Origin of the sequence: Nostoc sp., assembly GCF_036917195.1 — a bacterium.
Lineage (GTDB): Bacteria > Cyanobacteriota > Cyanobacteriia > Cyanobacteriales > Nostocaceae > Nostoc.
In genome coordinates this window covers 78,577-103,120 of record NZ_JBALDG010000022.1, presented here as the reverse complement: position 1 = coordinate 103,120, position 24,544 = coordinate 78,577, and the positions used below count along the sequence as shown (strand labels likewise).

At 43.1% G+C, this 24,544-nt stretch carries 19 protein-coding genes, 1 tRNA gene and 1 pseudogene; 12 read left to right on the top strand and 9 right to left on the bottom strand.

All coding sequences use genetic code 11. From position 1 onward, the window contains the following. Nucleotides 1-669: 669 nt before the first annotated feature. From V7K40_RS07985 to V7K40_RS07965, 5 genes are all read right to left on the bottom strand, one after another. Entirely contained in the window at nucleotides 670-1,884 is a 1,215-nt protein-coding gene (locus V7K40_RS07985; protein WP_334958348.1) for an ATP phosphoribosyltransferase regulatory subunit, read from the bottom strand. After that, complete coding sequence (locus V7K40_RS07980) at nucleotides 1,884-2,834, bottom strand: J domain-containing protein (protein ID WP_334958346.1); 951 nt, start codon at nucleotides 2,832-2,834, stop codon at nucleotides 1,884-1,886. The genes V7K40_RS07985 and V7K40_RS07980 overlap by 1 nt, the downstream gene beginning before the upstream one ends. 74 nt (nucleotides 2,835-2,908) lie before the next feature. Then, on the bottom strand, nucleotides 2,909-3,721 hold the full coding sequence (locus V7K40_RS07975; RefSeq protein ID WP_334958344.1) for an inositol monophosphatase family protein: 813 nt from the start codon (nucleotides 3,719-3,721) through the stop codon (nucleotides 2,909-2,911). Between the two features lie 53 nt (nucleotides 3,722-3,774). Beyond that, a complete protein-coding gene (locus V7K40_RS07970) occupies nucleotides 3,775-4,314 on the bottom strand; it encodes a thermonuclease family protein (protein WP_334958492.1) in 540 nt (179 codons plus the stop codon). Nucleotides 4,315-4,387: 73 nt separating this feature from the next. Further along, nucleotides 4,388-4,756 carry a 2Fe-2S iron-sulfur cluster-binding protein gene (locus tag V7K40_RS07965; protein WP_298918949.1) on the bottom strand — a complete coding sequence of 123 codons (369 nt, stop codon included), beginning with the start codon at nucleotides 4,754-4,756 and terminating at the stop codon, nucleotides 4,388-4,390. Between the two features lie 107 nt (nucleotides 4,757-4,863). On the opposite strand from V7K40_RS07965, the gene V7K40_RS07960 reads away from it, so the two are divergent. The 3 genes from V7K40_RS07960 (at nucleotide 4,864) to V7K40_RS07950 (ending at nucleotide 6,569) form a co-directional block, all read left to right on the top strand. After that, nucleotides 4,864-4,948 (top strand) — tRNA-Ser (locus tag V7K40_RS07960). A 298-nt stretch (nucleotides 4,949-5,246) separates the two neighbouring features. After that, nucleotides 5,247-5,927 carry a HEAT repeat domain-containing protein gene (locus V7K40_RS07955; protein WP_334958341.1) on the top strand — a complete coding sequence of 227 codons (681 nt, stop codon included), beginning with the start codon at nucleotides 5,247-5,249 and terminating at the stop codon, nucleotides 5,925-5,927. A gap of 75 nt (nucleotides 5,928-6,002) precedes the next feature. Continuing rightward, on the top strand, nucleotides 6,003-6,569 hold the full coding sequence (locus V7K40_RS07950) for a phycobiliprotein lyase (protein ID WP_334958339.1): 567 nt from the start codon (nucleotides 6,003-6,005) through the stop codon (nucleotides 6,567-6,569). Between the two features lie 508 nt (nucleotides 6,570-7,077). Here V7K40_RS07950 and V7K40_RS07945 read toward each other — a convergent pair. Further along, nucleotides 7,078-8,598 (bottom strand): site-2 protease family protein, encoded by a 1,521-nt coding sequence (locus tag V7K40_RS07945; protein ID WP_334958490.1) that lies wholly within the window; start codon nucleotides 8,596-8,598, stop codon nucleotides 7,078-7,080. Between the two features lie 290 nt (nucleotides 8,599-8,888). Here V7K40_RS07945 and V7K40_RS07940 point away from each other — a divergent pair, with 290 nt between their 5' ends. Next, the gene (locus V7K40_RS07940) at nucleotides 8,889-9,623 is read left to right on the top strand and encodes an MBL fold metallo-hydrolase (protein WP_334958337.1); all 735 of its coding nucleotides are present in this window, start codon (nucleotides 8,889-8,891) and stop codon (nucleotides 9,621-9,623) included. 7 nt (nucleotides 9,624-9,630) lie between these two features. On the opposite strand, the gene V7K40_RS07935 is transcribed toward V7K40_RS07940, so the two are convergent. After that, complete coding sequence (locus V7K40_RS07935) at nucleotides 9,631-9,882, bottom strand: hypothetical protein (RefSeq protein ID WP_334958488.1); 252 nt, start codon at nucleotides 9,880-9,882, stop codon at nucleotides 9,631-9,633. Nucleotides 9,883-10,459: 577 nt separating this feature from the next. Here V7K40_RS07935 and V7K40_RS07930 point away from each other — a divergent pair. Continuing rightward, entirely contained in the window at nucleotides 10,460-15,037 is a 4,578-nt protein-coding gene (locus V7K40_RS07930; protein ID WP_334958335.1) for an AAA family ATPase, read from the top strand. Between the two features lie 121 nt (nucleotides 15,038-15,158). After that, the gene (locus V7K40_RS07925; protein ID WP_334958333.1) at nucleotides 15,159-15,299 is read left to right on the top strand and encodes a hypothetical protein; all 141 of its coding nucleotides are present in this window, start codon (nucleotides 15,159-15,161) and stop codon (nucleotides 15,297-15,299) included. Nucleotides 15,300-15,623: 324 nt separating this feature from the next. Here the strand turns inward: V7K40_RS07925 and aroQ are convergent, their stop codons facing one another. Continuing rightward, nucleotides 15,624-16,271, bottom strand: a complete 648-nt coding sequence (aroQ, locus tag V7K40_RS07920) for a gamma subclass chorismate mutase AroQ (RefSeq protein WP_334958331.1) — start codon at nucleotides 16,269-16,271, stop codon at nucleotides 15,624-15,626. 515 nt (nucleotides 16,272-16,786) lie between these two features. Beyond that, nucleotides 16,787-18,031, bottom strand: a complete 1,245-nt coding sequence (gene ctpA, locus V7K40_RS07915) for a carboxyl-terminal processing protease CtpA (RefSeq protein WP_334958329.1) — start codon at nucleotides 18,029-18,031, stop codon at nucleotides 16,787-16,789. Nucleotides 18,032-18,579: 548 nt separating this feature from the next. Here ctpA and V7K40_RS07910 point away from each other — a divergent pair. The 6 genes and pseudogenes from V7K40_RS07910 (at nucleotide 18,580) to V7K40_RS07885 (ending at nucleotide 24,535) form a co-directional block, all read left to right on the top strand. Further along, nucleotides 18,580-19,227, top strand: a complete 648-nt coding sequence (locus tag V7K40_RS07910) for a cytochrome b6 (RefSeq protein WP_298918390.1) — start codon at nucleotides 18,580-18,582, stop codon at nucleotides 19,225-19,227. A gap of 262 nt (nucleotides 19,228-19,489) precedes the next feature. After that, complete coding sequence (gene petD, locus V7K40_RS07905) at nucleotides 19,490-19,972, top strand: cytochrome b6-f complex subunit IV (protein WP_298918393.1); 483 nt, start codon at nucleotides 19,490-19,492, stop codon at nucleotides 19,970-19,972. A gap of 667 nt (nucleotides 19,973-20,639) precedes the next feature. Continuing rightward, on the top strand, nucleotides 20,640-21,083 hold the full coding sequence (locus V7K40_RS07900; RefSeq protein ID WP_334958326.1) for an anti-sigma regulatory factor: 444 nt from the start codon (nucleotides 20,640-20,642) through the stop codon (nucleotides 21,081-21,083). Nucleotides 21,084-21,706: 623 nt separating this feature from the next. Further along, nucleotides 21,707-22,695, top strand: a pseudogene (locus V7K40_RS07895) (GDP-mannose 4,6-dehydratase). Between the two features lie 10 nt (nucleotides 22,696-22,705). Next, nucleotides 22,706-23,896, top strand: a complete 1,191-nt coding sequence (locus tag V7K40_RS07890) for a glycosyltransferase (protein ID WP_334958324.1) — start codon at nucleotides 22,706-22,708, stop codon at nucleotides 23,894-23,896. A gap of 267 nt (nucleotides 23,897-24,163) precedes the next feature. Further along, a complete protein-coding gene (locus tag V7K40_RS07885) occupies nucleotides 24,164-24,535 on the top strand; it encodes a hypothetical protein (protein ID WP_334958322.1) in 372 nt (123 codons plus the stop codon). Nucleotides 24,536-24,544 lie beyond the last annotated feature (9 nt).

The window sequence follows — 24,544 nt, the reverse complement described above, 5'->3', positions numbered from 1 at the left end:
ATTACTAGCTCAGAACTCGGAATTTTCAAATTTACCCTTAGTTGTAACAAAATCAAGATTTTTGGCGTAAGGGATTTCCAACAAATAAATTATCCAATCTTGTCGGGTAGGCAGCGTTTGACTGAGCGCTCACGCCGAAGTCTTGCCCGCCTTTGGCTACGGCCTCTCGTGTCACCCACCCCACAAGAAGTAGTTGAGTATTTTTTTAATTGGAAGTCCCTAAGTACAGCATTTCATTAATTTGTAACGAATTAAATTTGGCAATACCTTGCAATGTTAATGCGTCCCTCTGCAATGCCAATGCATCCCAATACAATGTTAATGCGTCCCTCTGCAATGCCAATGCATCCCAATACAATGTTAATGCGTCCCCTTGCAATGCCAATGCATCCCGATACAATGTTAATGGGTTCCCCTGCAATACCAATGCATCCTTCTGTATTAAAAACGCTACCTTTTTATGCAAAACTGTACTAAGCAAGCTGTCTTGGCTATCGCCGTTAGATTCTAAGGAAATTCAGGCAAAATTATCTGAGTCGCATAGCTGGGGAGTGAGGAGTGAGGGAGGCAGGGGGAGATGAGGGGGACGAGGGAGAATTATTGAACAAGTTTCTTCCTTGTCTCCCTTGTCTCTTCCCAATGCCCCCCCATGCCCAATGCTTAACTCACTTAACGCAATGATTCAATTTTTGGTGAACCATCAGCTTTAATCCAAGCAATTTGGGCTATGCTGCGATCGCGTGCATATTGGCGAATAGCGTCTGCATCCCTTCCCCCCAAATCAATTTCTACCCGCACCAAATCAGTAGAATCTCTGAGTTTTTGGGCGTGGGCAAAGGCGGCGGCGTTAGCACTCGGCGTCTCTGGTGCTACCAACCAGTTACTAGCTGGCGTTGCCTGTGGTAATTGCTGAGTAAACAACAGAACTTGGTATAATTCTTCGATATTGAGTCCAAAACCAATTCCGGGAATGTTTTCTCCTTGGGGATGATATAACCCCAAAAGCTGGTCATAGCGACCACCGCGCCCTAAAACTCTGGCTTGCGATTCGGTATTGTTGACAACCTCAAAGACGATACCAGTGTAGTAGTCTATAGTCTGGATGAGGCTAAGGTCAAGGGTTAACGGAAATTTTTTCTCTGATTCCAGTAATTCTACTAAGGATTTGAGGTTATTTACTGCCTCTCGCTGTTCTTCATCTAGATCCAAACTACTAACTTTTTGTAACACGTCTGCACTAGAGCCACGTAGATCCAGGATGATTCGGGCGCGATCACGTAGTTTGTCACTTAGGGGTAAATTATCTATAGTAATGCGGTCGAGATGAGCGATCGCACTGCGAACTTGATCTTGTAGATTATCAGGAAAGGCACTCAAGAGCGATCGGGTAATTCCTGCCTCACCTAAAATTAAATGCCATTCCTGCAAACCCAGTGCTGCCAAAGAATCTGCTACTAATAGTAGTACTTCTGCATTTGCCAGCAATCCGCCAGCACCTAACAACTCCACCCCAGCTTGATAAAACTCCTGTTGGCGATTGTGTCTACTTTCCCAAGTGCGGCGAAACACATTGCCGTTGTAGTACAACCGTTGCGGATAACGCAGACTTGTCATCCGAGTGACAACAGTCCGAGCAATGGATGCTGTTAATTCTGGACGCAGCCCTAATTCATCATCTTCGCCATTTTGTTGTAGTTGAATCACCATCTGACGCTGGATTGCTTCCCCCGCCATCAGAGTATCCATGCGCTCTAAAGTCGAGGTGATAATCCTGTGATATCCCCAACGGTGAAACACCTGCTGTAACCGCTCTTCAATCCAGCGTTTTTTCTCCACATCCAAGGGCAATAAATCCCTGGCTCCCGCTGCTGGTTGATACACCATTATTTTTTCTTCCCACCAAACAAACCACCGAATAAACCGCCACTACCAGATTTATCTGGTTGCTTATCTCTATTATTGGGGGATGAAGTCACCTTATGATCACTAGGTTGTTGTCCTAAAGCCTTATCTATTTTAGGTTTCCATTGCAGAGCTATTTCGTCATTGGGGTCTAATTTTAGAGCATTGTCAAAGTGGATTTTTGCCATTTTTAGCTGATTTTGCCTCAAATACACCATTGCAATTAAGCTATGGCAGCGACTATTTTTAGGTTCTAGCTTTAGGGCATCCTGTAACTCTACTTTGGCTTGGGCAAATTGGTTTTTGTCAATTAAAGATTGAGCGCGACGAACATACTGTTCTACAATCGAGTCTTCTTTTGCTGGCGCTGGTGGTGTGTTTTTTGGTGTATTTGGCTCAGACGTTCCTGATTGGACTTTGGGTTGAGCAGATGGTGGCGGCGGTGCCGATGCTTTGCTCCCACTCCGCATTAAATAGACTAAATTCAACTCACTAACTTGGGCAATGACTTGCAGCGCTTGCTCTAAAGAATCATATTGGGTTTGGGCTAGTTTAGCGATCGCACTTTTATAGAAATGATCGATATTGGCGGTATCAGCTAACTGTCTCCCCAAGTCAGTGTTTAGAATTACCGAAGTAGACTCTTGTACCAGACGCTTGCCAATTTGCGACAAAATTAGAATATATTCAGCGCGAGTGCGATCGCCAGAAAGTTTTTCGTAAGCTGGGTTAACTAACTTCGATAACAATTCGTTTCCTAGCTGTTTTTGTGCATCATTTTCAGTAAAACTACTATCCGGGTGTAAGCGGCGGGCAATTTTGAGATAGCGTTTGCGAATCTCTTTGACATCCGCATCAACTGGAACGCATAATACTGCGTGATGATCTATGAAATCATATTTAAATAATCCACAATCTATTTTGAAAGACATATACAGGTTTTGCACCAAAGGAGCAGTTAGATTCTTTTTAGTTTACCCAAAGTCGGGGGGAAAGCCCCCATCTGCTACACCCATGCTGACAGTGGTGGAACTTGTAAAAGTTCGCTACTAAGAGAGTCGTGAATATAACTATTTGTTGCAATAATTCTACCTGACTCAATTTTGACGGGAGTACCATCGTAGGCGGTGACTTTGCCCCCGGCTTCTTGTACCAAAATTATCCCGGCGGCAATATCCCAAGGAGAAAGTCCCCGTTCCCAGTAACCATCGACACGTCCACAGGCAACATACGCCAAATCTAGTGATGCAGAACCACTACGTCTGACTCCTTGGGTAAGATGGGTGAGGTGACTAAATTCTGCGTAGTTGTTATCAGAGGTTTCGCGGCGATCATAGGCAAATCCAGTTACCAGAAGGCTCTTACTCAGTTTCGAGGTTGCCGAAACCTTGATGGGATGACGGTTACGCGTTGCTCCCAAGCCAGCAGCAGCACAGAATACCTCATTGTGAAAGGGGTCATAAATTACACCAACTTGCGGAACACCATTAATTAACAGCCCGATGGAAACGGCAAAAAATGGGTATTGATGAGCATAGTTGGTTGTGCCATCTAGAGGATCTATTGCCCAAAGGTATTCATTCTCTTGATTACCTAATTTCCCTGATTCTTCCGCGAGGATAGAATGTTGGGGAAAGTGGCGACGCAAAATTTCTAAAATCAACTCTTCTGAGGCTTTATCAGCAGCAGTGACTAAATCACCAGGGCGTCCTTTTTCAACAATTGCGTCTTCTAACTTACCCAAGTAACCTTGCAAAATGGCACCAGCAGCTAAGGCCGCTTCTGTAGCAATATCTAGAAAAATTTGTAGATTTGTCATTTGTCATTTGTCATTGGGTTTAATAGTCTCCTTTGTGCCCTCGTGCCCACTCTTTAAAGATTTTGGCGGCGAAACTCGGCAGGAGTAAGGCGCATGGGTTTTTCAGGGTTCCAGATTCCTTGGCCCATAAGTCTAGCCCATTGTTGGGCACGTTCTAAACGCTGATCATATTTGTGGTTAGGCGATCGCCCAATAAACATTGCATTCCCTTGTTTCACTAATTCTTCATTTAACAACACCTTATTTTTCCACACATAAGCTAGAGTTCGCCCGATTTTGTCTTTCGCTTCTAAATCAAACTCCAAGGTTACCGATTGTTCTGCACCACCAATTAGATTTTCTAACTGTTCTTTTGCTTCTTCCCCCCAAGGTCGCTGTCGCAAATCTGGTGCATCAATACCAACTAACCGCACTTGGGAAATCAAATTTGGTTGTTCAGCCATGCCTAACACTTCCAAACTTTGCCCACTAACTACCCGCGCTACTTTCACCTCAGCCTGATTGTTTGGCAGCTGGTTTTTACCTTGACAACTCACCAAAAGCAATAAGCAAGCCAAAATGGCTATTTTTCCCACCCAGTTACCAAAGCGCATAGGCATCAGAACTTCTCCTCTGGTCGCAGGTCTTGCTAGTTGGTTGAGTAGGGGTACGGTGATTTTAAATTGTTTATTCCTCATCTAAGGGTAAACCCGCTTTAACTCTCCCCCTAGCAAAATAGCGTCCAAACTGGAGTTCGTAGACTTCATCTTCGTCTTGTGTCTCCACCTCCAAGTCAGAACGGGGGTAACTCACACACAACAAGGCATAACCTTGCCGACGTAAATTTGGCGACAATCCGATCGCTTCTGGTTGGTAAATTTCTCCTGACAATACCCTCACCGCACAAGTGGTGCAAGCCCCGTTGCGGCAGGAAAACGGCAGTTCCACCCCTTGTTTTTCGGCAGTGTGCAGGATGTAGCGGTCTTCTGGCACTTGTAGGGTGTATGTTTTGCCAGTGGCGCGATCGCGAACTCTAATTGTGTATGTACGGGACATCTGGATTTGCGTTTTGGGATTGGGACTTTCAGATTCAACCTAAAAATATCTTTCTTTATCTTTGCATTTTCTGGGATTCTATAGTAGAATCGTAACTTGTGGCACCTGGAGAGGTGGCCGAGCGGTTTAAGGCGCAGACCTGGAAAGTCTGTTTAGGGAAACTTAACGAGGGTTCGAATCCCTCCCTCTCCGTTCTCAAACCTAGTATAAATATATAGATTTGAACAGATTTGAACTAGACTTTTACAAATCGTCGGGTTCAGTAATAGCACGATATTGCTAAATATATTCTTAAAATTGCTTTGGAAGGGCGATTAAGTGTTAAATCTGACTGCTAAATTCAAACAATTTAGCGTGAAGTAACATTTGTTTATTTTTAACTCATAATCGAGGCATTTTGTAAAGTCGCCAAACTCCTACTTCACTATGGTGACAGCCTGATGAACAGATCAGGTAAATTAAGATAAGTAAAGAAAACGTTTTGAACTAAATGGCAGATATAAGCTTACAAGAAATTTCTACTCAGTTAGAAAGTCCGAATTTGCGCGATCGCATGGTAGCCCTTGCCAATCTGCGTCATGTTCCCGCTGAGGATGCAGTCCCTTTGATTAAAAAGGTACTAGATGACGAATCTTTGCAACTGCGCTCAATGGCAATATTTGCTCTGGGAATCAAGCCGACGCCAGAATGTTATTCAATTTTGGTAAGAATTCTCGAAAATGACCCAGATTATGGTATACGCGCTGATGCCGCTGGTGCCTTAGGATATTTGGGTGATGCCAGAGCCTTTGAGGTGCTTTCACGGGCGTTTTATGAAGATACTGATTGGCTAGTACGCTTTAGTGCAGCCGTTTCTCTAGGTAACATTAAAGACCCTCGGGCCCATCAGGTTCTTCTTCAGGCATTGGATAGCAAAGAAGTCGTGTTGCAACAAGCTGCAATTTCTGCACTGGGAGAAATTAAAGATATTGAGTCTGTTGATAATATCCTGCGCTTCGCCCAATCAGATGATTGGCTAGTAAGGCAGCGTTTGGCAGAAGCCTTGGGAAATCTTCCCACTCCCAAGAGTGTCTCAGCTTTAAAATACCTGGAAAAAGACAATCATTTCAACGTTGCTGAGGCAGCCAGAATTGGCCTCAAGAAGCTTGAGGAAATAGACAATCAAGCTTAATATTAAAGCCTCCTGCTACCTTTTAATAATAATTAAGTGGGAATTTTAGCATTTTGATGCAGGGTAATTTCATTCATGAATATTGAAGAATTTTTTCAGTTAAGCGCTGGTAAATGGTTTTCTCATCGGACTAGTCAACATTTGGCTTTTAACCAATCTGAAAATAGCAAGTCAGACATCATTATTGAGACGCTGGCAGTAGATCATCCAGAAGTGATCAAACTATGTCAACAGGACAAAATTAATCCTAGTTCTGCCTCTTGTGCGATCAAAATTACCTGGAATGGCACAATGGAAAAGGATCAAGCAAAACACAGTGGTTCAACTGTGTTAGTTTCGATACCTGATACAGATAATCCGGGCCAAGGTAAGTTACTGCGGGAAATACTTGATGCTGATAAAAGCCCAGTAGCTGGAGACTATAAATTTGACAGTGATGGTGCCTTGATCCTAACTACAGAAGATGAAACCATGTGGTTAGAGGAGCGCGTGTGGTTTGCTAGTCCCAATTTGCGAATGCGGGTAAATGTCCTCAAGAGTTTTGGTGGATTTAGTATCACTTCTTTCACTTCTGAGATTCGCATGGGTGGCTTTCCACCAGCTGCAAACGCTGACAAAGCGGCTAATTCAGTATCAAGTTAGTTGTAATACGATATTAATCCCCTTTTCCCTAGCTACGGTGTACACATAAGTTATCTGATTACCCAAAAGTCCTTTTCTATAAGATTAAGGTAAATAAAACCTCACCCTGTCCTAACTGACATCTCTCTTTGAACTGACGGAGAGGGACATGTTTTGCCTAGCACAACCGGGGTGAGGTTTGATTGGGCTATTTGATAAACCATAAATTGCTAATGAGACTTGTGTGTACCTAGTGTCGCGTTTTATAGAATTAATAAAAGCCTGAAACGACCTATTTGTGAAATGCATACCATGACTAATTTGTACAGTGCATAAGCCCTAGTATTGAGCAATGGGGCAGGGGATATATTTGTTATTTACCCTCTGCTGACAAAACTGCAAAAAGCACTTTTAAAAGAGAGCTATTATTTAATATTGGATATAATTTTAATCACCAAATATCAAACTGTGGTTAGTACCATAGTTTGGAAAAAATTCAGATATATTTCTCTTTTTGGGTTCATCCTTTTTAAATATGCAAAAAGCTAGCGATCGCCTGCGGTAGTGGCAAGACAATTATAATCAACAAAGCCATTGCCAGTAATCCCCAAATATCACGTCCATTATCCAATTCAGTAACATCATTCAGTGCAGGTTCATCAATTAACGGCATAAATAATAAGATAATCGCCCACAGCAATAATTCTTCCCGAACTAAAGAAAGTAATAGCAATAGCAGGCGAGCAATTTGACCAATTAGGATCGCAGTTCGTTGGCCAAACATCGCATGGACAATGTGACCTCCATCTAATTGTCCCACAGGCATTAAATTTAAGGCTGTGACAATTAGTCCCAGAAGACCAGCTACTGCAACTGGATGCAGGTCAAGAGCGGATTTTTCTGTTAACTGACTACCCAAGGCTAACTTCGAGAGTAGCGCTAGTAAGATGGAATACTTGGGATTAAGGGCATCAAAATTAAAAAGTTGGGTTTTTTCATTCAGGGAAACCACGTCAGAATGAGCCAAGCCCCATATTAGTAATGGTAAAGTCGCGACAAAGCCTGCAATTGGGCCAGCGATACTAATGTCAAATAAAGCTTTGCGGTTGGGAATGGGACTACGCATCTGGATAAATGCACCAAAAGTTCCCAAGAAGTAAGGCATGGGAATAAAGTAAGGCAACGTCGAGCGAATCTTGTAGAATTTAGCTGTCAAATAATGCCCAAGTTCGTGAACACCCAAAATAGTCATTAACGCTAAAGCATAGGGTAATCCTTTGAATAGGACATCTGGGTTAAATAGAACTTTGAACAAAGAGCTAATTTCCCATAGAGGCGGAAGAGAAACACCAGCATTTTTGATTCCCACCAAGGTAGTAGTTAGGAAAGTAGCTACTAGTAGTAAAAGTGCTAATCCTGGTCGAGTTAACCGTTCCTGGTCGCGTCGTGGTGTATTTCTTTCTTTAGCAGCTTGAGTGTTGGGAACCAGCACAAAGAAAGGTTTGCCATTGACACCTTCTTGAAAAATCAGCAGGAAGCGATCGCCAAATTGTGCTTCAATATTAGTTTTAATCTGCTGGTAGGCGTTGCTGGCTTGAGTTCGCAACTGACCCCGGCAAATCACCGCTTGTGGTCGATACTCAATATTTTGAACGTAGTATACAGACCAAGGAAAACAATTTCGCAGTTGGGTTTCTTCCTTTAGCTCAATAGGACGCACTAGTGGTTCTGCGGTAGGTTGAATAGTCGGCTGTGATTCTGAGGCTTGGGCTTGGGTTTGGGTTTGTGTATCTCTTGGCACTCCACGCCCCCATTGAAACAACATCCAGTACAACAATGTGCAGACAAATAACGACGAGATGATCAGCGCCGGTGGCGGAGATTGTTTCGCCCCATACACCAGCGTCCATCCACTCAACAGAAATGCTGGTGTCATTAAAACCAGCCACAACAACCATACTGGCGTCCGGGTGATGTGAGCGACACTGTGCTGCACCATTAAATAAGTAGCTAGCCCTAGTAAGAGGATAAACAGAAACCAAAATGCCATGTTATCTTCAGTAATTTTGATAAAACGCCCCACCAGTAGCTTCAGCACCATAGCATTAACTACAAGGCAGACCTCAAATCCCAATTTTATTTACGAACGGTTAACAGTGTTAGTACACTGTAGCGTCAGTTTGCCTACCTTTAACAAGGGTTTGCCTCAAATCTAGTTAATCTGAGATGGTAGCTGAATTTACGTTGTGCTGTACTAGTTAAACGCTTAAGTTTCAATTCTTGAGAATTTCCACACTGTAAGCAGATTGTCTACAACTCCTCAGTTTCGGCTCTTTTATCATGTGCCCTTCACCTCAAGTGCCAAGTCATACAACTAAGCCACCACGGCCTGTGTTCCCTGACAAAGTTCCTAGCGGAAGTTCTCTACAATCGGACTTCGCACAGGAGAGTATTTTTGCTTTTGCACCCAATCGGGACACATTAGGGGGAACGTCTTATTTTATTGTAAGAAATGAAGGCAATATCCTCATAGACTGTCCTGCTTTAGATCAAACAAATCAAGATTTTTTGCGATCGCATGGAGGCATACGTTGGTTATTTCTCACCCATCGAGGTGCTATTGGCAAGACGGCTGAAATTCAGCAAACCTTTGGCTGCGAAGTCCTGATTCAAGAACAAGAAGCCTATTTATTACCAGGCTTAACCGTAACTACCTTTAGGCAGGAATTTACTCTTGATGCAGTAGTCAAAGTTATTTGGACACCAGGTCATTCTCCCGGCTCATCTTGCCTATACTACAGTGAGCTTGGAGGTATATTGTTTTCAGGGCGTCATTTAGTTCCTAATCAGAAGGGTGAACCAGTACCATTACGGACAGCAAAAACCTTTCATTGGCCCCGACAAATTAACAGTCTTCGGTTATTATTAGAAGATTTTACACCAGAAACTCTCAGGTACATTTGTCCCGGAGCTAATACAGGCTTTCTCAGAGGCAAGCGTGTCATCAATCAAGCTTATCAACACCTCGCCTCTCTAGATTTACCAGATTTGCTGCGGATACAGCCCTTAATTTAACATTTATCTAGCTTAAAGACTCGTTAACGGAGTTCAAAGACTCGTTCACGGAGTTCAAAGACTCGTTAACGAGTATCAAAGACTCGTTCACGGAGTTCAAAGACTCGTTCACGAGTATCAAAGACTGATTAACGGAGTTCAAAGACTCGTTAACGGAGTTCAAAGACTCGTTCACGAGTATCAAAGACTCGTTCACGGAGTTCAAAGACTCGTTCACGAGTATCAAAGACTCGTTCACGAGTATCAAAGACTCGTTCACGGAGTTCAAAGACTTATCCTAAGTTCTCAATCCCCAATGCAAATTTTCCAACGTTTGTTAACTTATAGGACTTATACCAATTCTTTGTGAAACTGGACAAAATCAGGCTTGGTAAGACTTGGGCAAAATCCCCTTGTTCTATGCAACCTCATACATAATTGGTTAGGACTAGTACCGCAAAGCCGAAGTCACGTATTCAAAAGTCAAAAGTCAAAATGAATACAGCGTAAGCGTTTCGTTGATTTGGAATGGGTGACTTATTTATGCTGTGCTGTACTAGCCCTTTCAAGGTGAGTAAAAATTTTGGTCAAAAAATTTCTCTTTAATCTCTTTACTCTGTATTTCGTGTAATTTTGTATTTGAATAAATTACTTTTAAGGTGCACTAAATACAGAGATATTAGAGAAAGAAAATAGATTTTAGGAGTCACCTTGAAAAGATAATTCTATAGAGGAATGCAATATTAGCTATAGGTTTTTAAACTATGACGGTTGTTGATACTGGTGTAAAATTAAAGTTAAAAAAGATGTTCTCTGGGGAATTCTAACCTTAGTCCAGGGAATTCTCGTAAAAATTTATGAGCGCAAAACTTGATGGAAGTATAAGGATCGCTGGTTACCAAATCAGAGAGCTACTTTATTCAAGTTCTCGCACTCAAGTGTATCGGGCAGTACGAGAATGCGATCGCCAATTAGTCATCATCAAGCTCTTAAAACGAGAATACCCCAGTTTTAGCGAATTAGTACAGTTTAGTAACCAATATGCGATCGCCAAAAACCTAGATATTCCTAGCATCATTAAACCCTACAGCTTGGAACTCTATCAAAACGGCTACGCCCTAGTCATGGAAGACTTTGGTGGCATTTCCTTACGGGAATTTAGCCAAGGACGATCACTGACTTTAAAGCAATTCCTCCCCATTGCGCTGCAACTGATAGACACTTTACACCAGTTACATCAACAGCACGTCATTCACAAAGACATCAAGCCAGCCCACATCCTGATTCATCCTGATACCAGAGAAATTAAGCTGATTGACTTCAGTATTGCCTCACTTTTACCACGAGAAACCCAAGAGATCCAAAGTCCCAACGGACTGGAGGGAACACTGGCGTATTTGTCGCCAGAGCAAACTGGACGGATGAACCGGAGCATTGACTACCGCAGCGACTTCTATTCATTAGGTGTGACTTTCTTTGAACTACTGAGTGGACAACTGCCCTTTGAGTCCCACGAGCCGATGGAGTTAGTGCATTGCCATATCGCCAAACAGCCTGACTCTATCTGTAATCTCAACTCCGAAATACCCTTGATGCTGGGAGAGATCATCTGCAAGTTGATGGCGAAGAACGCCGAAGACCGCTACCAGAGTGCGCTGGGACTAAAATATGACTTAGTGACCTGTTTAAAACAATGGTGGAAAACAGGCAAACATACTTGGTTTGATTTAGGACAGCACGATAATAGCGATCGCTTTCTAATCAGAGAAAAACTCTACGGACGGGAACCGGAAGTAGAAACCTTGCTGGAGGTATTTGGGCGGGTTGCCAATGGTGCATCAGAATTGATGCTGGTAGCAGGTTTCTCCGGCATTGGCAAAACTGCCGTGGTAAATGAAGTGCATAAGCCCATCGTCCGGTGGAATGGATACTTCATTAAAGGGAAATATGACCAGTTCAATCGCAACATTCCCCTGTCTGCCTTTGTGCAAGCTTTCCGCGACTTGATGGTACAGTTGCTAAGTCAAAGTGATGCTCAACTGGAGCAGTGGCGAAACAAGATTCTGTCTGCAATGTCTGAGAGTGGACAGGTGATGATTGAAGTGATTCCAGAATTAGAACAGATTATTGGCAAGCAACCGCCCGCACCAGAATTATTAGGTAATGCTGCACAGAACCGCTTCAATTTGCTGTTTGTCAAGTTTATTCAGGTATTCACCACAAGAGAGCATCCGTTAGTGTTGTTCCTCGACGATTTACAGTGGGCAGATTCAGCATCCCTGAATTTGATCAGGCTGTTGATGGATGAAACCTTGAGGGGTTATCTGTTAATTATTGGCGCATACCGTGATAACGAAGTATTTGCGGCTCATCCGTTGATGCTTACCCTGGAAGAGATTGAGAAGGGAGCCACAGTCAGCACCATTACATTAGCTCCTTTGAGTCAGACTGATGTGAATGGTTTGATTGCCGATACATTGAGTTGTTCAACAGAAGTTGCCCTGCCGTTAACTGGATTAGTTTATCAAAAAGCCAAAGGGAATCCCTTTTTTACAACCCAGTTTCTCAAGGTATTACATGAGGAAGGAGGAATTACCTTTGATTGGCATACAGGTTTGTGGCAATTTGATCTGGCACTTGTGCCCAGAGGTGCAGCGACGAGTCAAGAGACATCGCTTGCCCTAACGGATAATGTCGTAGAGTTCATGGCAATTCAACTGCAAAAGTTGCCCACCCAAACGCAAGCGATACTTAAACTGGCAGCCTGTATTGGCAATCAGTTTGATTTAGCAACGCTGGCGATCGTTTATCAGAAGTCGCAGACAGAAACCGCTTCGGACTTGTGGAAAGCATTGCAAGAAGGATTTATCATTCCAACCAATCAGGTTTACAAGTTTTATCAAACCGAGTCATCAGTTCCCATCCAAACATCAGTACAGAAGGTTGACACCTGTGTTTACAAATTCTTGCACGATCGCGTCCAGCAAGCGGCATACTCCCTGATTACCACCGAAGAAAAACAACCCGTTCACCTAAAGATTGGACAGTTACTTCTGAGTAACACCCCTGAAAGCAACCGGGAAGAACGCATTTTTGAAATCGTCAGTCAACTCAACATTGCGGCTGAATTGCTCCAATCCGCAGAACGTCTAACGCTCGCCCAGTTCAACCTGATGGCAAGCCGCAAGGCAAAAGCAGCGATCGCCTATACTGCCGCCTGCAAATATGCCCAGATGGGTATTGGGTTACTCACTCAAAATAGTTGGCAGCATCAGTATGAGTTGACCCTAGCACTCCATCAAGTCGCCACAGAAGCCGCCTATCTGGGCGGTGACTTAGAGCAGATGGCAGGCTTCGCTAGCCTTGTCCTAAACCACGCCAAAACTCCATTAGATCAAATCAGCATTTATGAGGTGAAGATTGAGGCATTAACTGCTCAGGGTCAGTTTGCCCAAGCGATCGCCGCAGCACTTGCCATCTTAAAGCAATTGGGAATAGAACTGCCCGCAGCGCCTACCCAGGACGACGTGGCGAATGCCTTTAGTAACGTCTCAGATGTGATTGGAGAGCGGTTACCTGCCGAGTTACTCAACCTCAGCGAAGCAATGGATGCGAACATCCTGGCGGCGGCTCGAATTTTGACATCGGTAGCACCCTCTGCTTATGTGTATCAGCCACTGCTGTATTTACTGGTGATTTTAAAAAAGGTTTATCTGTCCGTCGTGTATGGCAATGAATCAACCTCGACCTTTAGCTATGCCTCTTATGCGATATTGATGTGTGGTGTGTTGGGAAACGTTGAATTAGGTTATGAATTTGGTCAGTTAGCCCTCGACTTGCTATCACGTTATCAAAATTCAGAATTGAAGGGGAAAACTTTATTAATAGTCTGTGTGTACACAAAGCATTGCAAAATGCACCTGCGTGAAACATTACACCCTTTACAGATTGCCTATTATAGTTGTTTAGACGTGGGCGATCTGGCTTTCGCGGGTTACTCTGCGTATAACTACGGTTTTTACTCCTATTTTACAGGGCAGAACTTAAGGCAACTAGAGTCGGAAATTGTCGAATACTGTGAAGCGCTCAAGTATCTCAAGCAAAATCTAACTCTGACCTATTCCCAGTTGATTCGACAAATTCTGCTGAATTTAATGGGGGATGCGGATGACGTTGTGGTGTTGAGCGGTGCAGCCTACGATGAACAGCATCAACTTCCATTACATCAAGCAACGGGCGATCGCACCGGATTAGCATTGCTGTGGATTAACAAACTGGTTGTGTCCTATCTGTTTTCAGAGTTTGAACAAGCCGTAGAACAGGCTGGGCAGGCAAGACAGTATTTGGATGCTATCCTTGCTTTTTTATATGTACCCATCTTTCATTTCTATGAGTCTTTAGCCCAACTAGCATGGTTTGGGCAACTCTCAGCCCCAGAACAGCAGCAGATAAAGGAATGCATCGCTGCTAACCAAGAAAAACTCAACTACTGGGCAGCCCATGCACCGATGAATTTTCAACACAAATTTGATTTGGTGGAAGCCGAGCGGTATCGGGTCTTAGGCAATCGGGCAGAAGCAATAAACTATTATGATCGCGCCATCAAAGGAGCCAAAGAACAAGGCTACATCCAAGAAGAAGCACTTGCCAATGAACTAGCCGCCAAATTTTACTTCAACTGGGGCAAAGAACGGATTGCTCAAGACTATATGACCCAAGCCTACTATGGCTATGCTCGCTGGGGTGCTAAAGCCAAAGTCGCCGACCTAGAAAAACGCTATCCCCAATTACTCGCCCCCATCCTCCAGCAAACCCGTTCTCCCCTCTCAACCAACGAAACTATCTTTACATTAAAAAGTGTCACCTCTACCAGTTCTGCCACTTCTAGTAGTAGCAGCGCCTCTGTTGCTTTGGATTTAGCTACCATTCTCAAAGTTTCCCAAACCCTTTCTGGCGAAATCGAACTCGAAAAACTGCTCTCAGTATTGCTGCATATTGTCATTGAAAATGCGGGAGCTGATAAGTGTGTGTTCATGCTTTTGGAGTCAGGTCGTTTACTGATTCAGGCGTCAGCACAGCTTTCCTTTCTACAGAACAAGGGAATTACCCACATCAATTTTTACCCAATGTTGCTCAATCCAGAGCCTGTTGAAGACTCTGTTGATCTGCCAGTTAGCTTAATTAATACTGTCAAACGCAGCTTACAACCAGCAGTGATTATTGATGCCACGGTGCATCCACAATTAATCAATGACCCCTACATTCAGCAACAGCAGCCCAAGAGTGTCTTGTGTAGCCCGATTTTGCATCAAGGTAAGTTGCTGGGCATGTTGTACTTAGAAAATAATTTAGCAACTGGAGCATTTACCAGCGATCGCGTCGAACTGCTCAACTTACTTTGCGCTCAAGTCGCAATTTCTTTAGAAAACACCTGACTGTATACCTAAGAACAGGAAAAATCCCAGTCATTACAAGCATCACTAGCACAATTAAAACAGGCTGAAGCATCTCTAGCCAAAAAACAAGAGTTTTTGTCTGCACTCCAATCAGGTAGGTGTGATTCAAAGTCAAGTTTTTCCAGGATTGTGGTTAGATCAATCTGCCTTGCTGGCGGGTGATATGCAACAGGTGTTAAGCGTATTGCAAGCAAGGGTGAATTCTGTCGAACACCAAGCCTTTGTGCAGCAGTTAGCTTAGGGAGTTCAATCGGATGGATAATTATCAAAGGCTGAAAAGAAAGGCTGGATAGTACCTTGATGACCTTAGGACTTACGCACTGTACAAATTAACCATAATATGCAAGACGATATTCGGTTGTTTTAGGCGCTTCGTATAACCCTGATTTACTCGCATATTTGCGACCCATAAGTGCTTAATATGACTGAAACACCCAAATTTCGTGTAGTACTTATGTACGATGCGTAAGTTCTAGACCTTAAAAAAATGGACAACCTGACAGCAGAAACCCATAATTTGGCGTATCTTCATACATAATTGGCATTAGGTATGTCTCTAGCCTGCTCAACGAAAGTTACCAACTTTACAAGAAGCATTTTGAAATTGCAGTAGGGGTGAAATTGCTAGGCTCTGTACTCGCTGATCAATACCATCTCCCTGAATAATCACCTGGGAACGTGACTGAATTAATTCCCGTATCTGCGGACAACGTAGAACAGGAGTCAGTTCTGTTAAGGCAAAGACAAATTCTGTGTTTAATTTATCTAACGATGGTCGCAATGTCTGGTTTAAGTCTGGCACGTTAGGAAAAGATTTAATGCCTTGCTTTTGCCAGTTTTGAAAATCAACTCTTTGGATGAGTTTTCCTGCTTCTATTTGTGCTTGAAAAAATGCTGCAACTGTATCGGGTTCTAAATTATGGGTTGTTGCTTGTTGTCTAACCTTTAATAGTAACTCTTGTTCGCGCTTTAGATCCTCAATAGGACGTTTGTGATTCCATTTCCACCGGGCTACATCATGTGCAATTAGCAATCGCTGCTGGATCAATTTTAGTAATTTATCTACAGGTACTTGTTGATCTGCGAGCGTAATAGCTTGAGGATTTGCTAATTGTACTGACCCAGAGTTTTGAGCAGCGAAATATAATTTTAAGTTGGCAGCAATTACTGTACTACTGAAAAAAAGCTCAAAGAAAATTATGATAAAAAACAACAGTCGATGCTTTCTGAAAAAACTAAAATTCATGTCAAAAAGTTTGTACACCCTGCTACCTAGCAGTAATTTACAGTAATTCAATAGTAATACAGTGTTTTCAATCTCAGACAAAATATCTCATAGTTACTGAGAAAAAGCAAGTTCAGCACAAAAAGCTGTTGCATGTACTGGGAAGACTCTGGTTTTGAGGGTGATTTTTCAGAATGGGTAGAGGAGAAGTTAACAAGTGAAGGGTAAAATTCTTGATGGGAGGAGCAAAGCGATCGCAGAAATAAAATATTTTCAAGGTAATTTCCTAAGTAACTCCTAATTCCTAACTCCTAACTTTTTACGCTTCCCAATTATAACTAGGAATAAGGCAACCTCCTAAGGGACTTCCAAAAATTAAATTACTCAATTCCTATAACCCAATACGACTATCCGATTTCTTCTCCCCCTGCTTCCCCTGCTTACCAAAACGATTGATTATTTTTTATTTGGAAATCCCTAAGTAACTCCTAACTCCTAACTTTTTATGCCTTTTTGGCCATCACCGAGTTTTTAACCAAAAGTTCCACCGCTGCTTGATATTGCAAATCCTCTGGGGTGCCAATCTGTTCGCGGTTAATTGGGTCTTGAAAAATCACTTTATCTGGCTTAATACCTAGTTTATTAATATCCCGGTGTTGAGGAGTTTCGTACTTAGCAATTGTGACTGCCAAGCCTGAGCCATCTGACAATTCAAATAAGGATTGAATTAGTCCCTTGCCAAAGGTGGTTTCACCTACCAACTGAGCACGACCGTTATCTTGCAGTGCGCCGGCGAGAATCTCACTAGCACTGGCACTTCCTTGATTTACCAAAATAACGAGAGGAGCGTTTGTCAGGGCTGATCCAGACGCTTCAAAACTACCTTGAATCCCTTGTCGGTTAACAGTGTAGACAATAGTGCCAGAGTCTAACCACAGACGAGCGATTTCAATTCCTGATTGCAATAGTCCCCCAGGATTATTTCGCAAATCGAGAATGTAGGCAGCAGCGCCTTTTTTTTCTAGACTAGAAATAGCGTGTGCCAATTCCGTTGAGGCGTTGGCATTGAATTGAGTGAGGCGAAGGTAGCCAATGGGTGTACCCTCAGTGGAAACACGCAATTCGGAAACCACAGGGTTAAGAGCAATGCGATCGCGTGTTAGCCTAATTTCTGTTTCTGCCTCTCCATCCCGTTCGATCAGGAGAGTGACAAGGCTGCCACTCGGCCCACGCATCTTAGTTGCTGCTTCATCAAGGGTGAGATTTTCTGTGGAGGTGCCTTCAATTTTGAGAATGCGATCGTGTGGTCTAATCCCCGCTTTATCTGCTGGTGAACCTGCTATAGGAGCCACTACTTCTAACTTCCCAGTCTTAGCATTTAGGGCAATTTGTAATCCTACCCCAGTCAGTTCCCCAGAAGTATTGACCTGTAAGCTGCGGTACTGTTTTGGATCTAAAAAGCGGGTAAAAGGATCATCGAGGCTCTGGAGCATCCTCCCAATTGCCGCATAACTGGCATTTGAGTCTGACAGCGGCTTCTCTAGAGCCTTTTGCCGGACTGCCGCCCAGTTTTGATGATTAAACGTCTCATCTAGATAAGTGCGATTAACAATTCGCCAAACTTCGGAAACCAGCTTTTGTTCCGTCGTCAAAGCCATCACTGGCTGGGTGAGCGTAGCAAACGCCAGCCAAAACGCCATTAACAATGAAAATCCAACCCGAAAAACTTGTTTGTTCATGAACCCCATTATCAATTCCACCTCAACCCAAATTGCCTAGAAATGCTCACTTGCCCTGTTGTTGATGAAATCTATCTCTCGATTATGTTACTTTTTTTATAGAAGTGGTGCATTTCTCTCATCAAGTTGTTCACTCAACTGATGCGTTGTATTCACTCACCAAAGGATAAAATCTACTTTGTGTCCACCTTTTTCTGTGCAGGGGCGTAAAGAGATCGCAATATATTCCTTCTTTACAGAGTGTAAAGTTTCTGAAGACTCTTAGCACGCTGAAAGCTGACAAGCAAACAAAAAAACTCTCCTTTACTAAAATCCCAAAATTGCTAATTGGGAGAGAAGTCTGAGCGGCGGCTTCTGAGAAGTCCGTAGACAATTCTGCTGCTACCCTACTCCTCGGTAACGACAACTCCAGCAAAGACGCTATCGCCAATGGGGAACAGGAAAGCCTAAAGGCGAATCCGCAGGATGCCGAGGCTTGGGTCTATCGGAACTTTGGTCGCCGATTTAGAACTTCGGGATTTATCAACCGCAACCGATTCTTAGGGACTTGAGATTGTATGGCCAATGTTTACGACTGGTTTGAGGAACGCCTGGAAATTCAGGCACTCGCCGAAGACGTCACTAGCAAGTACGTCCCTCCCCACGTCAATATCTTTTACTGCTTTGGTGGAATTACCTTGGTTTGCTTTCTCATCCAGTTTGCCACTGGATTTGCCATGACGTTCTACTACAGGCCAACAGTTGCTGAAGCTTTTTCTTCAGTAGAGTACATCATGAATGAAGTGAACTTCGGTTGGCTAATTCGCTCCATCCATCGCTGGTCTGCCAGCATGATGGTATTGATGATGATTTTGCACACCTTCCGGGTTTACCTAACAGGTGGTTTCAAAAAGCCCCGCGAATTGACCTGGATAAGTGGCGTCATCCTGGCCGTGATTACAGTTTCCTTTGGAGTAACAGGCTACTCCTTACCTTGGGACCAAATTGGCTACTGGGCTGTGAAAATCGTTAGCGGCGTACCAGAAGCAATTCCTGTGGTTGGCGTTCTGATCTCCGACCTGCTGCGCGGCGGTTCGAGTGTTGGTCAAGCAACACTAACTCGTTACTACAGCGCTCACACCTTTGTGCTGCCTTGGTTGATTGCAGTCTTCATGCTGTTTCACTTCTTGATGATCCGCAAGCAAGGCATTTCCGGTCCTTTGTAATCTCAGCTATTAGCGAAAGGCAACATTTATCAGTTTTCAGATTAAGTTGTTTGTTCTAAACTTATGAAACATAAGAAATTAATTGCACATAAGTTCCAAAAACAAACATTTGTATCTGAAGCCTAAAGCTGTAGAAACCCTCCAGGCGGCTGACCGGAGATAGACAAACAGAAACGCTGTTTACCGCCTGTTAGGGTTGCCTAGTAGCTGATAGCTTTCACAAATGCTTTAATTTAACTTAAGCAGGAGAGCACATTTTAAAATGTCAACACAAAAAAAACCTGACCTGAGCGATCCTCAGTTAAGAGCCAAACTCGCTAGAGGCATGGGTCACAACTACTATGGTGAACCCGCTTGGCCTAATGACCTACTTTACGTCTTTCCAATCGTGATCATGGGTTCGTTCGCTGCAATCGTGGCTCTAGCTGTGCTAGATCCTGCCATGAACGGTGAACCAGCAAATCCTTTCGCCACACCATTGGAAATTTTGCCAGAGTGGTACTTGTACCCAGTCTTCCAAATTTTGCGATCGCTTCCTAACAAACTTTTAGGAGTGTTAGCAATGGGTTCGGTACCAGTGGGGCTAATCCTCGTTCCCTTTATTGAGAACGTCAATAAGTTCCAAAACCCTTTCCGCCGTCCAGTTGCAACCACAGTATTCCTCTTTGGTACCCTTGTCACCCTGTGGCTGGGTATTGGTGCTGCCTTGCCATTGGATAAATCTTTGACCTTGGGACTATTCTAAATTAGTCACCACAAAGTGCTTTGACGCCTGTGAGTTTCAAGAGCATATGCAGATGTGCTTTTGAAATAAATTTACAGGCGTTAATTTTAACAATAAACAATTCATCAGCCCAACCTCAACTCTTGGGGAGGCTGCGCCAACGAGTCATCACCCAAGCGGAACCACTGCTTTGCTTATATCACTAAAGTTGTAGCAAGTAGTGTGGGGGATAGCGCAGCCTCTTCGAGTCTTTCAGCGTCAACCGTACCCCTACGGGGATCTTGCTACGCTTAGTGAAGGACTCCTGAATAAACGGTGAAACACCACGCCAAATTGAAAATTTGGTGCAAAAGAATTTAGTGGCGGTTCTAAATTCTTCACGAAAAGATTCCTGAGTTCTGGATTCTTTTTTAAGAGTCCAACTTGCATTTGGGATTTTCAGTTTTGGATTGAAAAGCTATGCCAAAATCTCAAATCACCAAAAGTCACCAAATACAAACATTTTTCACTTACTTAACGTAAGTTGCTAGTTATAATCCTGGAAGCGCCAAAATAGTTAATGTTTTGTATTTTGGTACACAGAATATCTATATCTCAATTGAGATTTTCCTATATCAGAGAAATTTTGCGCTATTGGCAAAATTTAATAACTAGCAACTTGGGTTTACTTGTACTTAAGTCACAGTTAATGCTTAGTATAGTGCAGCAAGACCATCTGACGGTTAAGAGCGAACTAAGTCTCCTAAACCAGGTGCAAGAATGGTTCGAGCAATTTTGTCTGCAACATTTGTCTCAACTTGGCTGGTCAAAAACCCAACTTGATCGCCTCAATTTAGCATTAGCAGAAGGCTTTACCAACGCTGTTCGTCACGCTCATCATGCTTTACCCCCGGAAACAACGATTGAGATTAAGGTTTATCTGTGGATTGACCGATTAGAGATTAGAATTTGGGATTATGGAAAACCTTTCAATCCTGATGCGATCGCAGAGCCAGCCCCAGGGACTCTGCAAGTAGGCGGATATGGATGGTTTCTCCTGCGGCGGTTGGCTGACCGTGTTGTATACGAACGTGGTGCAGATGGTAGAAATTGCCTCCTGATCGTCAAATACTCTGTAGAAGTACAAAAGTAAAAGTGAAGCAGTCAAGGCTAAAGAAAGGTAGAATACTTCCGATGCCAATTTTTGGTTTTGGGGAAGGAGTACCAGGATCGGGCGCGTTAATCAACCTACCATCTCAATTGACAAGACTTGGGGCAAAATCCCTTGTTCAAGGTAGGCAAACTGACGCCGACCTGTATTAGTCAACTCTTGGAAATGCTGCGCGTAGCTTGATTATACTTAGGAGTAAGACAAACAGAACTTCTCCTCTGGTCATCGTTGTGCGTAGAAATATCTACGTAGAGGTACGGAGATTTTGCCCAAAGTTGAGCCACTCACTTCAAAACAAAAGCATCAGCAGAAGGAGTCTCTGCTCAAATATATGGTTATTTGATTGATAAAGGTGTACTTCTTTTTCAATAATATGTGATGTAAATTAGGGTAATATGTTTTTTACGTGAAATTGCTTAGTGATTATAATTTTTTTGTAAAGCCTCAAAGAATATTGTTGTATAAAAAGAATTAATGAATACAGTAAAGATAGCATTCGAGTTACACTAGCTCTCTTGTTAAGATTTGTCAGCAGTGTTGAGAGTCTTAATTTTTGTTCTCTAACAAGTGCAATTTAGTGCTTCATAGAGGGAGATAGGGGACATATGACTAAGACTGCCCTAATTACAGGAATAACTGGTCAAGATGGCTACTATCTCAGCCATTTGCTCCTCAACCGAGGTTACCGAGTTGTAGGATTAGTACCCCCGCATCGACAACCTAATTTGACAAAACTGGGAATACTGGCAAATCAGGTAGAAATTTTTACGGTTGACTTGAGAGATAATGCGGCGCTGTTGACCGCAGTTGAACAGCTGCGTCCCCAAGAAATTTACAATTTGGCGGCTCCCAGTTTTGTACCCGACTCTTGGAACGACCCGTTGGCAACCCTGGATCTGATAACTAGTACGGCTACCAGGCTTTTGGAAGCAGTACGACAGGTTGGTTGTCTACCAGGTTTTATCAAGCCAGCAGTTCGGAAATGTTTGGCGATGTATTTAGTTCGCCTCAAGATGAGGAAACTCCTTTTCGTCCTAAAAATCCTTATGCCGCGGCCAAGATGCACGCCCACTGGACGATGGTGCATCATAGACAGCGCTATGGACTATTTGCTTGTAGTGGAATTTTATATAACCATGAGTCCCCTCTACGGCCACCTCAGTTTGTCACCCGCAAAGTTTCTTTGGCAGTTGCATCGATTAAATTGGGTTTAATTGACACTTTAGAAATGGGTAATCTAGATGCCAAACGCGATTGGGGATTTGCGGTAGATTACGTAAAAATAATGTGGCTAATGTTGCAAATTGACCAACCAGAAGAATATGTGATTGGTACTGGTAAACTACACAGTGTTAGAGATTTAGTTGCCACAGCCTTTGAGTCTGTCGGATTGGATTGGACACATTATGTAGTCCAAAATACTAGTTTATTGCGAAAAGACGAGCATTTTAACTTAGTAGCTAATTGCAGTAAAGCTAAAAGAAACCTTGGCTGGGAACCCCAAATGAGCTTTGAAGAACTTTTAGAAAAAATGGTAAAAACAGATTTAGAGCGGTTACAAAGCGGTATGATCGCGCCCTTCCCGCGAGTGTAAATAATCTAACATGCGTATCACTACAGTGACAGAAAACCTAAAGTCAGGTGATAAAGTTAACAAAAAGACTAACCATGTCTTTGTGTTTTTAGAAATTTTTGCCCACGAAGGTGGTATTCAATCATATATAAAAGATATTTTTCGCGCCTATCTGAGATTTAGCCAAGTCTACAAGGCAGAAGTCTTTTTGCTGCGAGATAGTCCTGATAGCTTAAATCCGTTTGAAGACGAGAACTTAAAATTTCATTACTTTAAAAATCAGTCTCCTTATTTGGGGAGACTGCAAATGGCAGCAGCTTTACTTAAGTGTCTGTTGCAAAGCCGACCGCAGCAAGTTTTCTGCGGTCATATTAACTTAGCAGTATTAGTACAAACTCTTTGCCAGCCCTTGGGGATTCCTTACACCGTACTAACTTACGGCAAAGAAGTCTGGGAACCGCTGAAAAATCAAGAACGTCACGCCCTGATATCAGCAAATAGAATTTGGACAATTAGTCGCTACAGCCGCGATCGCGCTTGTCTTGCTAATGCTCTAAACCCCAAAATCGTAGAGATGATGCCTTGTGCAATTGATGGGGATAAATTTACTCCTGGTTGCAAGCAGCCAGAATTAGTCCAGAAGTATGGCTTAACTGGTGCTAAGGTATTAATGACAGTCGCGCGGTTATGGTCAGGGGATATTTACAAAGGTGTAGATGTAACGATTCGGGCATTACCACAAATCGCTCAGGTTTTCCCAAAAGTGAAATATTTGGTAATTGGTCGCGGTGATGACCAACCGCGATTAGCTAAACTTGCAAAAAATTTAGGTGTGAGCGATCGCGTCGTGTTTGCTGGTTTCGTTGCTACAGAAGAATTAATGGAACATTACCGCCTTGCTGATGCCTACATTATGCCTTCGCAAGAAGGCTTTGGCATTGTTTATCTGGAGGCAATGGCTTGTGGAGTTCCTGTATTATCCGGTGACGACGATGGCTCCGCTGACCCCTTACAAGATGGTAAACTGGGATGGCGAGTACCACACCGCAGTCCTGATGCTGTAGTAGCGGCTTGTATAGAAATGCTTCAAGGGGATGACCAGCGCTGTGATCGAGAGTGGCTGCGAGAACAAGCGATCGCTCTGTTTGGTATAAATGCCTTCCAACAGCACTTGCAAAAAATACTTCTATCCTCAGTAATAAATCCATTTAAGTCCAAATGACTCATGACTAAAATCGCTATCCTAGAGGGAGGGAAAATAAAACTAAGCTGAAAATAATGGATGAACAATGGCTAAAAGCTTCAATAAAATACTCGTTAAAATAAGATAAAGGTAGGGTGGGCTACACCCGAATTTACGCTTGTGGACAAGAAGGAGCTAACTCCCTTGGTTGAAACAAGAAGCAGACCCTCTAAAGTTTTCTTTAGTTGAATGACTAGCTCTAAAAAAGTTTGGTCAAGTTTTGTATAGCAGGACGACATTTAAAAAATGAGCTTTAAGTCATTTCAATTGAATCTTTTAAATCTCCGCCCTTGGCTCACCCTACTGGCAGTTATTTGGTTGCTGGCATCAGTGGGCTTGGGTTGGTTGGTTAATTCGTTACTAATTATTTTCGGGTTGCTGTTGTTGGCACCCACTGTGGCTTTTTTTGGCTTTCGTTGGTGGCTGCAACGCAACTTGGTTGCTGACCAGTGTCCCGTCTGTGGATATGAATTTACAGGTTTAAATAACAGTCAGTTGCAATGTCCTAACTGTGGAGAGTCGCTGTTAGTACAAAATAGTCATTTCCAGCGCTTCGCACCAGAAGGCACAATTGATGTCACTGCTGTCGAAGTTCCAGCCCAATCACTGGAAGATTAGTCAAGGGTT